This is a genomic window from Ornithinibacillus californiensis, assembly GCF_001038485.1.
GTDB classification, from domain to species: Bacteria; Bacillota; Bacilli; order Bacillales; family Amphibacillaceae; genus Ornithinibacillus; species Ornithinibacillus californiensis.
In genome coordinates this window covers 24,649-36,673 of the sequence record NZ_LDUE01000050.1, presented here as the reverse complement: position 1 = coordinate 36,673, position 12,025 = coordinate 24,649, and the positions used below count along the sequence as shown (strand labels likewise).

Below are 12,025 nucleotides of genomic sequence, written 5' to 3'. Positions count from 1 at the left end.
CCCTTGTTGCACTATGTAACAGGGGATTATTTTCTAACGTCTCATAGTAAGGAATGACGATGATGAACCAAACCATTCAGGAAAAGCTTGCTGTTTTACCTGCAAAGCCAGGCTGTTACTTAATGAAGGATAAACATGAAACAGTGATTTATGTAGGTAAATCTAAATTATTGAAAAACAGAGTCCGCTCTTATTTCACAGGAGCACACGACCACAAGACGCAACGATTGGTTCAAGAGATAGTTGATTTTGAGTATATTATCACTTCCTCTGAGAAAGAAGCCCTAATTCTAGAGATGAACCTTATAAAAAAATATGACCCGAAATATAATATTATGCTGAAGGATGACAAATCATATCCATACTTGAAAATCACTTCAGAAAGACATCCTAGATTGGTTATCACACGTAAAGTGAAAAAAGATAAAGGGAAATACTTTGGTCCTTATCCAAATGTTATTGCTGCAAGGGAAACAAAAAAGTTATTAGATCGACTTTATCCACTTCGGAAATGTAATAACCCTTCAGGCAGACCGTGTTTATATTACCATTTGGATCAGTGCTACGCATGCAGTGACAAGCCACCATCAGAAGCTTTTTATAAAGAAATTATCCAAAATATCACTTCGTTCCTACAAGGTGGTTTTAAAGATATAAAACAAAATTTAACGAAAAAGATGCAGGATGCTAGTGAACAGTTGAATTTTGAAAGAGCTAAAGAATTACGTGATCAGATTCAGCATATTGAAGTAGTGATGGAACAACAGAAAATGACACTCAACGATAGGGTGGACAGAGATGTTTTTGGTTTCAGTTATGACAAAGGCTGGATGTGTATTCAGGTGTTTTTCATCCGTCAGGGAAAGCTAATCGAACGAGATGTATCGGTATTTCCATTTTTCGATGAACCAGAAGAAACATTTACTACTTTTATTGGAAGATTCTATTTGCATGAAAACCATCCAAAGCCGAAGCAAATCTGTGTGCCTATCGGTATGGAAACCGAACTTCTTCAAGAACTACTAGAAGTTGACGTGCATACACCATTCCGTGGTAGAAAGAAAGAATTAGTTGAATTGGCAATGGAAAATGCGAAAGCCTCATTATCCGATAAGTTCTCCATTATTGAGAGGGATGAAGAAAGAACAATACTTGCTGTTGAAAAACTTGGTGAAGCATTAAATATTGAGATACCACACCGCATCGAAGCTTTTGATAACTCCAACATTCAAGGAGTTGATCCAGTTTCTGCGATGGTTGTTTTTGTCGATGGAAAACCAAGTAAGAAGGATTACCGTAAATATAAAATTAAGGATGTTCAAGGACCTGATGATTATGAAACAATGAGAGAGGTAATCAGAAGGAGATATACTCGTGTACTGAAGGAGTCTTTACCACTCCCGGATTTAATTATAGTAGATGGTGGGAAAGGCCAAATGAGCGCTGCACTAGAGGTATTAGAGGATGAACTAGGTTTAAATATTCCACTTTGTGGACTTGCAAAGGATGATAAGCACCGTACGAGTGAATTACTTTATGGTTATCCTCCTAGTGTTGTTCCTCTTTCAAGACAATCACAGGAATTTTATTTAATCCAGAGAATTCAGGATGAAGTGCATCGATTTGCCATTACCTTCCATAGACAGCTACGTGGGAAGAATTTATTTCAGTCCGAATTGGATAAAATTCCAGGCGTAGGGGAAAAAAGGCGAAAATTATTATTAACACACTTTAAATCAGTAAATGAAATACGAAATGCATCTTTAGATGCCATAACCAAGCTAGGTATTCCACTAAATATAGCAGAGATCGTTCTTACACACTTAAACGAAGAGAAAAATGAAGAGGAAGCATACGACTAACCCATAAAGATTTGGGAGAGAGTCTTTGCATCCTCTTTTTATTAGAGAAAGTATAAATTTAAGAGAAGCTTAGCTGTTCCGGGCGCAAACTCGTTTTATTATTCTACAAACACTACAGTAAACTCAACCTGATGAATTTTTGGTCGGACTTCTTCAACACATTCACATTCCACGCGCTTAAGGATAGAAATAGCCTCAGCGAGAAATCCTGCCTCTAAACGGAATTCTGTATCCACAGGCATAGCCAGACGTTGTACAACTGCATCAGATAGTAAATGAAATTCTAATTTATTCCCTTTTTCTTTAAATAGCTCTAAACGACCCCATCCAATTTTCTCAAAAAAGAAAATGATGTCTCCCATGGATTGTATATTAAATTTTCTCGCTAGGCTTCTGCCCATAAAGTATAATAATGCCTCTGATTCGGAACCAAATAAGTCTGGTAAACTAATATAGCGTAATAAGTCATATCCCGCCCCAGTTGACTGAATCTGTTCTAGTAATTCAATTGGAAGCGTCTCTTGTTTTTTTTGCATTTTTAGAATCCTTCCTATTATGTAAAAGTCACATAGTAACATTATAAGTATATTGCTATTATCCATGCATTCTTATTTTTACGCAAGACTAACCAAAAACATGAAAGCGATTTAACGACTTTTAAAAAATGGGTTACCTTTTCTTGACGCTAAATGGAGTTAGTCGTACAATAAACTTGTTGCAAATTCTACATTTTAGACAAACAATAGTCACTTTTTTTGTCTAAAATGTCAGACAATTAAATTTAAATCATCAGAAGAACTAAGGGGGGTATCACATGGCGGAACATAGGGAGTATTTCTACAGGAGATTACACTCGTTATTAGGTGTAGTTCCTATCGGTTTATTTTTGATTAACCACTTAGTAGTTAATCACTTTGCTGTATATGGGGAAGAAAGCTTTAATAAAGCGGCAAGTTTTATGCACAATCTTCCATTTGTACTAGCACTTGAAATTTTTGTTATTTATTTACCAATTTTATTCCATGCAATCTTAGGGGTTTATATTGTTTTTGTTGCTAAAAACAATGTTAGAAGATATGGATTTTTCCGCAACTGGTTATTTTACTTGCAACGTATTACAGGAATCATTACGTTAGTATTTATTGCATGGCACGTTTTTGAAACTCGTGTACAAGTAGCATTAGGTGCAAGTCTAGATTATAGTCTAATGGAAGGAATTTTAACTAATCCAGTAATGTTCTGGTTTTATGTTATTGGAGTTCTTTCTGCTGTATTCCATTTCTCTAATGGTTTATGGGGCTTCTTGGTTTCTTGGGGGTTTGCTCAATCACCAAGATCACAAAAAATTGTTACATACGCTACCTTACTAGTATTCTTAGTAGTTAGCTATATCGGTATTAGAACATTAATTACTTTTGCTTATGGCGTGTAAGTGAAGAGAGAAGGAGTGAGGTTTCATTATGAGTAACCGAAAAATCGCTGTAGTTGGCGGAGGCCTAGCTGGTCTAATGGCAACCATAAAAGCTGCTGAAGCTGGTGTAAGCGTTGACTTATTTTCTATCGTTCCAGTAAAACGTTCTCACTCTGTATGTGCCCAAGGTGGTATTAACGGTGCGGTTAATACAAAAGGGGAAGGGGATTCTCCATCTATTCACTTTGATGATACAGTTTATGGGGGAGACTTTTTAGCTAACCAACCACCTGTAAAAGCAATGTGTGAAGCAGCACCGGGAATTATTAATATGCTAGATCGTATGGGTGTTATGTTCAACCGTACACCAGAAGGTCTTCTAGATTTCCGTCGCTTTGGTGGTACGCAACATCACCGTACTGCTTTTGCTGGGGCAACAACAGGTCAGCAATTATTATATGCACTAGATGAACAGGTTCGTAGATATGAAGTAGAAGGATTAGTTACAAAGTATGAAGGATGGGAATTCCTAGGCGCTGTTCTTGATGAAGAAGGCGTTGGTCGTGGTATCGTTGCACAAGATATGAAGACGCATGAAATTAAGTCATTCCCTTCAGATGCAACTATTATGGCTACAGGTGGACCAGGAATTATCTTTGGTAAATCAACTAACTCCATGATTAATACAGGATCTGCTGCTAGTATTTTGTATCAACAAGGAGCAAAATACGCGAACGGGGAATTCATTCAAATTCACCCAACAGCAATTCCTGGTGATGACAAGCTTCGCCTGATGAGTGAATCTGCTCGTGGTGAGGGCGGTCGTGTTTGGACATATAAAGATGGTGAACCATGGTACTTCCTAGAGGAAAAATATCCTGCTTATGGAAACTTAGTGCCTAGGGATATTGCTACACGTGAAATCTTTGATGTCTGTGTAAACCAGAAACTAGGTATTAATGGTGAAAACATGGTCTATCTAGATCTTTCTCATAAAGATCCAAAAGAACTAGATGTGAAACTTGGTGGTATCATTGAAATCTATGAAAAATTCGTAGGTGAAGATCCACGTAAAGTTCCTATGAAAATATTCCCTGCTGTTCACTATTCAATGGGTGGACTATGGGTGGATTATAATCAAATGACTAGCATTCCTGGTGTTTTTGCAGCTGGAGAATGTGATTATTCTCAACACGGTGGAAACCGTTTAGGTGCAAACTCATTACTATCTGCTATCTATGGTGGGATGGTAGCTGGACCTAAAGCAATTGAATATACAGAAGGTCTAGAGAAACATGTAGAAGATATCGACCCAAGTCTATTCGAGAACCGTGTGAAAGAAGAGGAAGAGAAGTTTGACGCACTAATGAATATGAGCGGTGAAGAAAATGCTTACCAAATTCACCAAGAACTTGGTGAATGGATGACAGATAATGTTACGGTAGTTCGTGAAAATGCGAAACTACTAAAAACAGACGAAAAAATTCAAGAGTTGCTTGAACGTTGGGATAAGATCAATATTAACGATACTTCTCGCTGGAATAACCAAGGGGTAATGTTTACTCGTCAGCTTAAAAACATGCTTCACTTGGCACGTGTTATTACAATTGGTGCTTATAACCGTAATGAAAGTCGCGGGGCACATTATAAACCAGAATTCCCAGAAAGAAATGATGAGGAATGGTTAAAAACAACAATTGCAGAATTTGATGCGAAAGAAAATGCTCCAGTATTCTCTTATGAAGAAGTAGACGTATCATTAATTCCGCCACGTAAACGTGACTACACAACAAAGCATTAAGACGAGAGTAAAACAGGGAAGGGAGTAAGTGAAAATGGCTGAACAAAAGACTATTACTTTTATAATTACGCGTCAAGATAGCCCGGATTCTGCTCCATATGAAGAAACATTTAATGTTCCTTATCGTAAAAATATGAACATTATTTCTGGGTTAATGGAAATTCGTAAAAATCCCGTTACTGCTAAAGGGGAAAAAACAACACCAGTAGCATGGGATATGAACTGTTTGGAAGAGGTTTGTGGAGCATGCTCCATGGTAATTAATGGTGTTCCTAGACAATCTTGTGCTGCATTAGTTGATGAACTAGAGCAACCAATTCGATTAGAGCCAATGTCAACATTCCCAGTAGTTCGAGATCTAGTTATCGATCGTGAGCGTATGTTTGATGCATTAAAACAAGTAAAAGCTTGGATTCCTATCGATGGTACTTATGATTTAGGTCCTGGACCTCGTATGCCTGAGAAAAAACGCCAATGGGCTTATGAATTATCGAAATGTATGACTTGTGGAGTATGTTTAGAAGCTTGTCCAAATGTCAACGATAAATCGAATTTCATTGGACCAGCTGCAATCTCTCAAGCTCGTTTATTCAACTCACATCCGACTGGTGAGATGAATGCTAGTGAGAGGTTAGAAGGTTTAATGGAAGAGGGCGGATTAGTTGGTTGCGGTAACGCACAGAACTGTGTTCAAGTTTGCCCGAAAGGAATTCCATTAACAACTTCAATTGCTGCGATGAACCGTGCGGCTACTGTGCAATCATTTAAGAATTTCTTTGGTAGCGATAACGCACACTAATTAAACGAACAACAAGACCCTTGCCACAGAATTAGGTAAGGGTCTTTTTTACACCACGAAAAGGGGGGAAGAGCTTTGCGAAAGATTAATTATATTGAAGATTTTGATATATGGAAGAAGGAATTTTCGTTTTCCATTCCGATTCGTATTCGTTTTTCAGAGACCGACATGTTTGGCCATGTAAATAATGTGAGTCCATTTATTTATTTTGAGGAAGCACGTATTGAATACCTAAAATCGGTGGGATTGTTTGATGATGGCTCCAGTTCAGAAGGAATTCCGATAGTTGCTGATCTACAATGTGATTATTTAAGGCAAGTATACTTCCAGGATAGTCTACAAGTCTATGTAAAAGCGACTCACGTTGGAAATACATCATTTGATATTCACTATATGGGATTAAATCAAGACGGAGAAGTATGCATAACGGGAAGAGGTAGAATTGTATATATTAATGCAACATCAGGTAAACCACTTCCGTTATCAGATGATATAAAAGGTAAACTAATGAGCACAATTGATTAATAAAACAATTAAAACCGACTTTCTCGTAGGAAAGTCGGTTTTTTTTAGAGCTTTAATTCACCCATACGGATGAGCTCTACAACTGCCTGTGAACGCCCCTTGACTCCTAATTTTTGCATAGCATTTGAAATATGGTTACGGACAGTTTTTTCAGATATGAACAATTCTTGGGCAATTTCCTTAGTTGTTTTGTCCTGAACTAAGAGCTCAAATACTTCTTTTTCACGTTTAGTTAATAATTGCTTCGGTTTGTACTCGTTGTCCTTCAAATGTTAACCCCTCCTTGCTGTCATAGAGCTGCGTTCTTGAGGGTAATTATTTAGTCACTAATAGTTTATGTGTTGAAAGCTAAACGGTGCGCACAATTCATCAATGAAAAAAATATAATAATATACCTAAATATTTCTCTTATAAAATCAGATTTAAAAATAAATCACAAGTTTTTCGAGCTTTTATGATAAAATATGACTATATGAATGGAATTTCAGGGGGTAAAGTCTTGGAAAACAATATTTCTACCGATCAAATTGCAAAATTAGAAAAAACACTTCGACATATATCTGGAGCAATTAAACAAAATGGGCGTAAAATTTTAAATAACTATCCCATTACAAACCCACAATTTATTGCGTTACAATGGTTAAAGGAAGAAGGAGATTTAACTATTGGTGAATTATCTGCTAAGAATGGTTTAGCATTCAGCACGACAACGGATCTAGTGGATAGAATGGAGAAAAATGACTTGGTAGAAAGAGTTCGTGACCTAAATGATCGCAGGGTTGTTCGTATTCACGTTCTTGAAAAAGGCCATCGTATCATTGAAGACGTTATTTTAAAACGTCAGGAATACCTTAATGAGGTATTGGAAAACTTTACCAAAGAACAAACAGGAACTTTAATTGAACTATTAAATTTATTACATCTACAAATGAAGTCTGTGAATGAAAAATAACATCTTAGAAGAGGCGGATTTTCTTGAATAAACCTATCGGTGTCATCGACTCTGGAGTCGGTGGTTTAACAGTTGTACATGAATTAATGAGGCAGTTACCGAAGGAAAGGCTTATCTATCTTGGTGACACAATAAGATGTCCGTACGGTCCTCGAACACCAGAAGAGATACGGGAATTTACTTGGGAAATGGTGGAGTTCTTGCTGACGAAAGATATAAAAATGTTGGTCATTGCATGTAACACTGCTACTGCTTATACATTAGAAGAGTTACAAGAAAAACTTTCTATTCCAGTTGTTGGGGTAATACAGCCAGGAGCAAGAGCAGCAATTAAATCAACGCTGAATAACCATGTTGGTATAATCGGTACTGTGGGAACGATACACAGTAATGCATATGGCATTGCTTTAAATACAATTAAACCAAATCTCCATATTACTTCCGTTGCCTGCCCAACATTTGTACCTATGGTCGAACGAGGAGTGCTCTCTGGTAAAGAGGCAGAAGTTACTGTGGAAGATGCCTTACTTCCTTTGAAACAATTTATTGAAATGGATACGCTTATTCTAGGATGTACCCATTATCCATTGTTAAAGGACGTTGTTCAACAAGTCGTAGGACCACAAGTCACACTTATCTCGTCAAGTGAAGAAACTGCGAGAGAAACAAGTACGATTCTAGAAATTAACCAAATGTTTAATGAACAGAATGAACCATGTCATCATCAATTCTATACTACAGGTGATGTGGAGATATTTACCTCATTAACGAAGCGTATATTTAATAGTTCCATTGATAATCTTAAGTCTGTTTCAATCGAAAAAGTAATTATCTAATATGTAAGTTTTAAAGCTGAAAGGGTCTGACCACTTATTAAGGGGTCAGACCCTTTTACTTTAAAAAATTTGTCCACATAAGGTCTAATTTCGTTTAGGGGCTCGTATATATATTAGTACAAACCATCGTAGGAGGGAATGACATGAGAAAAAGTAATTTTTTAATGCTAATTACAGCTATCTGCACGTTGCTGCTATTAACTGGATGTTTCCAAGGAGAGCAATCTCTACCAGATATGGACCCACCGCCAAATGCTGAAGCAGTTGATGGTCAAGAGAGTGAGTTATCCGATGAAGGTAACACAGAGGAAACGGATGAAACAGGTGAAGCAATTCAAACAGTAGAACGTCAACTGTTCTTACTTGATTCAAACGGATTGGTAGCACCTCAAGTACTTGAATTACCTGTTCCAGAATCAAAAGAAGTAGCCTCACAAGTATTGGAGTATCTTGTAAAAGACGGTCCGGTAACTTCTTTATTACCAAATGGTTTCCAGGCAGTATTACCTGCTGGAACTGAAGTTCTTGGACTAAGTATTGAAGATGGTACAATTACAGTGGATTTATCGGCAGAGTTTGCGGAGTATGCTGCTACGGATGAAATGAGAATTCTAGAAGCGATGACTTTTACGCTAACACAGTTTGATAATGTAGAGCGAGTGAAACTTCGTGTTAATGGAGAAGATTTGAAAGCTATGCCAGTAGATGGAACCCCAATTGCTAATGGATATACAAGAGCAAACGGGATCAACATCGTTGAGTCAGATACGGTTGACCTTATCAACAGCAAAGCAGTGACAATGTACTTCCCAACTGAACATGATGATAACCAATACTTCGTGCCTGTCACTCAATATGTAGAAGTAGAAGACGGTAATGTTCATGAGGCAATTGTTCAAGCACTAATCGATGGACCTTCCTATGATACTAATCTAATGCATGTCTTTAATGGGGAAACCATGTTACTAGATGATCCAAAATTAACTAGTGGTGTATTAGAAATAGTATTTAGTCAAGGTGTATTAAAAGATATGGAAAATGGCGTTATTGCTGACGATGTGATGGAAACCTTGGTTCGAACTTTAACTGAGCAAGAGGCGATTGAAGCAGTTAATATTAAAGTAGAGAATGTAGAACAAATTGCTAATGAAAGTGGAGAAGTATATTCAGAACCGGTAACAAGAGAAACATTTGTACCGTCGAAAAAACTATAATAGTACGTTTGATAAAATATTATTGAAGAGGGGTAGTTATTACTACTCCTCTTTTCGCTCGTTAAGATAGTGTAGGGGATAAGAAATTGAATCGTTTCAAAGCTATAAATGAAAAATGAATTGAGATTGTAATAAGGTGAATCTTTCCAGTAAAATATGATAAGCTAAAGTGAGATAAGGAGGAATTTTTATGAGAACAGATCAACGACATATAAACAGCCTACGACCTATAACAATCACAACAGATTTTATTAAGCACCCAGAAGGCTCTGTATTCATCCAAGTAGGTGATACAAAAGTTATTTGTAATGCTACTATTGAAGATAGAGTCCCTCCTTTTATGCGTGGACAGGGGAAAGGGTGGATAACAGCAGAATATGCGATGTTACCACGTGCTACGCAGGATCGTAATATCCGTGAGTCCTCGAAAGGGAAGGTAAGCGGAAGAACAATGGAAATTCAACGACTAATCGGACGAGCACTTCGATCTGTAGTTGATTTAGATAATATTGGCGAACGAACAGTATGGATAGATTGTGATGTCATTCAAGCGGATGGTGGTACTAGAACAGCCTCTATAACGGGTGCATTTGTAGCGATGGTACTTGCTTTTGGAAAGCTTTTAGAAAAAAATACCTTAAAAAAGTTACCGGTAACTGACTTCCTCGCAGCAACTTCAGTTGGTGTTTTACCTGATGGTACAGAAATTTTAGACTTAAATTATGAGGAAGATTCGATGGCAAATGTGGATATGAACATTGTCATGACTGGTTCAGGTGAATTTGTAGAAATTCAAGGAACAGGTGAAGAAGCGACTTTTTCCATGGATCAATTACAAACATTATTGAGTCTTGCCAATGAAGGATTGAAGGAAATTTTTGAGATGCAAAAGGAAGCAATAGGTGAACTGGCTACTCGTATTGGCGAAACTGCAAAGTAAGGAGTAATTCAATGAAAGAGATAATAATTGCAACTAAGAATGAAGGAAAAGCAAAAGAATTTAAGACGTTATTCGCGCGTTATAATATAAAAGCTGTTTCGTTATTGGATTTATCCGAAGAGCTCCCTGATATAGAAGAGACAGGATCTACTTTTGAAGAAAATGCTGCCTTAAAATCAGAAGGAATTGCAGAGATTTTGAATATACCTGTAATAGCAGATGATTCGGGGCTTGTGGTAGATGCTTTAGATGGACGACCAGGAATTTTTTCAGCACGATATGCTGGTGAACCGAAGGATGATAAGAAGAATTTAGAAAAGGTTTTAGATGAACTTGAAGATGTTCCAAAAGAGGACCGGTCTGCTCGATTTGTATGCGTGCTAGCTGTAACAATTCCTGGAGAACAAACGATATTTAAAAAGGGATTTTGTGAAGGAACGATTGCATATGTAGAAAAGGGAAGCCACGGTTTTGGCTATGACCCAATTTTTATTCCTAAAGGATATAATCAAACGATGGCAGAGCTAGGTCCTGAAGAGAAAAATAAAATAAGTCATCGCAAAAATGCAATGATTCAATTAGAGGATTGGATTCAAAATCAACGCTAGTGGAGAGGATATCATGACTAAAGTTGTCATTATGAGTGATAGTCACGGATTAACCGAGGAAATAGATATTATAAAAGAACGGGAAAGTGCAAACGTTATTTTTCATTGCGGGGACTCAGAACTTAGCGAACAAGCAGAAGAATTAAATGGTGTTTTTACTGTAGCAGGTAATTGTGATTTTAACGGACGTTTTCCAAATGAATTGAAGAAAGATATCGATGGTTTGACGTTCTTTGTTGTACACGGGCATTTACATAATGTAAAAATGAATTTAATGAATTTATCCTATCGAGCTGAAGAAGAGAAGGCGGATATTGTTTGTTTTGGTCATTCTCATGTTGCCGGAGCTGAAAAAGTTGGGGATAGACTTTTTTTGAATCCTGGTAGTATTCGACTTCCACGAATGAGAGCCGAAAAAACTTACGCTGTCTTAGAATGGGAAACAACAGATAAAATTACTGTGAATCTTCGTACTACACAGGGAGATTTGGTAGAAGAATTATCTTTTACGACTTCCTTTATGTAAGGGTGGGAGGGTGCATCTACATAGGATCACCCTACCCATTTATTTATTTTGTAAATTTATAATTTGGGTTTAGGTATTGACTTTTACAACCAAACTACCTATAATATCTTTTGTGACCCAAAACAGGCGCAAATCCGTAATGGAACATATATTCACCATGGCCAGTAACCAGCGGGTGTAGTAACGAGCAACACATCTACCGACTCCGCTACGAGTTGCCCCGAAGAATAAACCTCTTCGAATATGCTAGTAGATGCAGGGGCATAATGGACGAAAGGTGGCGCGGTCAACAAAATTAAATATTAAATCTTTTTATCCAACGCGGGTGTAGTTTAATGGTAAAACTCCAGCCTTCCAAGCTGATGTCGTGGGTTCGATTCCCATCACCCGCTCCATACATATGTCCCAGTAGCTCAGCAGGATAGAGCAACAGCCTTCTAAGCTGTGGGTCGGGAGTTCGAATCTCTCCTGGGACGCTAGATTAAAGAAACCTATTTCATAGGTTTCTTTTTTCATACATAGGAAACATTAAGTAGTCCAACTATTACGAG

The 12,025-nt window shown here is 37.4% G+C and carries 13 protein-coding genes and 2 tRNA genes; 13 read left to right on the top strand and 2 right to left on the bottom strand.

Annotated features, from left to right (window positions below):
* The first annotated feature begins 62 nt into the window (after positions 1–62).
* Positions 63–1,862, top strand: a complete 1,800-nt coding sequence (gene uvrC, locus TE34_RS11815) for an excinuclease ABC subunit UvrC (RefSeq protein ID WP_047985149.1) — start codon at positions 63–65, stop codon at positions 1,860–1,862.
* A 98-nt stretch (positions 1,863–1,960) separates the two neighbouring features.
* Here uvrC and TE34_RS11810 read toward each other — a convergent pair whose 3' ends face one another.
* A complete protein-coding gene (locus TE34_RS11810; RefSeq protein WP_047985023.1) occupies positions 1,961–2,398 on the bottom strand; it encodes a YslB family protein in 438 nt (145 codons plus the stop codon).
* 278 nt (positions 2,399–2,676) lie between these two features.
* On the opposite strand from TE34_RS11810, the gene TE34_RS11805 reads away from it, so the two are divergent.
* From TE34_RS11805 to TE34_RS11790, 4 genes are all read left to right on the top strand, one after another.
* A complete protein-coding gene (locus TE34_RS11805) occupies positions 2,677–3,294 on the top strand; it encodes a succinate dehydrogenase cytochrome b558 subunit (RefSeq protein ID WP_047985022.1) in 618 nt (205 codons plus the stop codon).
* Positions 3,295–3,322: 28 nt separating this feature from the next.
* On the top strand, positions 3,323–5,074 hold the full coding sequence (sdhA, locus tag TE34_RS11800) for a succinate dehydrogenase flavoprotein subunit (protein ID WP_047985021.1): 1,752 nt from the start codon (positions 3,323–3,325) through the stop codon (positions 5,072–5,074).
* A 34-nt stretch (positions 5,075–5,108) separates the two neighbouring features.
* Positions 5,109–5,873 (top strand): succinate dehydrogenase iron-sulfur subunit, encoded by a 765-nt coding sequence (gene sdhB / locus TE34_RS11795; protein WP_047985020.1) that lies wholly within the window; start codon positions 5,109–5,111, stop codon positions 5,871–5,873.
* Positions 5,874–5,948: 75 nt separating this feature from the next.
* Entirely contained in the window at positions 5,949–6,398 is a 450-nt protein-coding gene (locus TE34_RS11790; protein ID WP_047985019.1) for an acyl-CoA thioesterase, read from the top strand.
* 44 nt (positions 6,399–6,442) lie between these two features.
* On the opposite strand, the gene TE34_RS11785 is transcribed toward TE34_RS11790, so the two are convergent.
* Positions 6,443–6,667, bottom strand: a complete 225-nt coding sequence (locus tag TE34_RS11785) for a helix-turn-helix domain-containing protein (protein ID WP_010099041.1) — start codon at positions 6,665–6,667, stop codon at positions 6,443–6,445.
* Positions 6,668–6,897: 230 nt separating this feature from the next.
* On the opposite strand from TE34_RS11785, the gene TE34_RS11780 reads away from it, so the two are divergent.
* From TE34_RS11780 to TE34_RS11745, 8 genes are all read left to right on the top strand, one after another.
* The gene (locus TE34_RS11780; RefSeq protein WP_047985018.1) at positions 6,898–7,350 is read left to right on the top strand and encodes a MarR family winged helix-turn-helix transcriptional regulator; all 453 of its coding nucleotides are present in this window, start codon (positions 6,898–6,900) and stop codon (positions 7,348–7,350) included.
* 23 nt (positions 7,351–7,373) lie between these two features.
* Positions 7,374–8,186 (top strand): glutamate racemase, encoded by an 813-nt coding sequence (gene racE / locus TE34_RS11775; RefSeq protein ID WP_047985017.1) that lies wholly within the window; start codon positions 7,374–7,376, stop codon positions 8,184–8,186.
* 143 nt (positions 8,187–8,329) lie between these two features.
* Positions 8,330–9,400, top strand: coding sequence for a GerMN domain-containing protein (locus tag TE34_RS11770; protein ID WP_047985016.1), 1,071 nt, complete (start codon positions 8,330–8,332; stop codon positions 9,398–9,400).
* A gap of 190 nt (positions 9,401–9,590) precedes the next feature.
* A complete protein-coding gene (gene rph, locus TE34_RS11765) occupies positions 9,591–10,340 on the top strand; it encodes a ribonuclease PH (protein ID WP_047985015.1) in 750 nt (249 codons plus the stop codon).
* Positions 10,341–10,351: 11 nt separating this feature from the next.
* Positions 10,352–10,948 carry an XTP/dITP diphosphatase gene (locus TE34_RS11760; RefSeq protein ID WP_047985014.1) on the top strand — a complete coding sequence of 199 codons (597 nt, stop codon included), beginning with the start codon at positions 10,352–10,354 and terminating at the stop codon, positions 10,946–10,948.
* Positions 10,949–10,961: 13 nt separating this feature from the next.
* The gene (locus TE34_RS11755) at positions 10,962–11,474 is read left to right on the top strand and encodes a metallophosphoesterase (protein WP_047985013.1); all 513 of its coding nucleotides are present in this window, start codon (positions 10,962–10,964) and stop codon (positions 11,472–11,474) included.
* Positions 11,475–11,795: 321 nt separating this feature from the next.
* Positions 11,796–11,869, top strand: a tRNA-Gly gene (locus TE34_RS11750).
* Between the two features lie 7 nt (positions 11,870–11,876).
* Positions 11,877–11,950 (top strand) — tRNA-Arg (locus TE34_RS11745).
* Positions 11,951–12,025 lie beyond the last annotated feature (75 nt).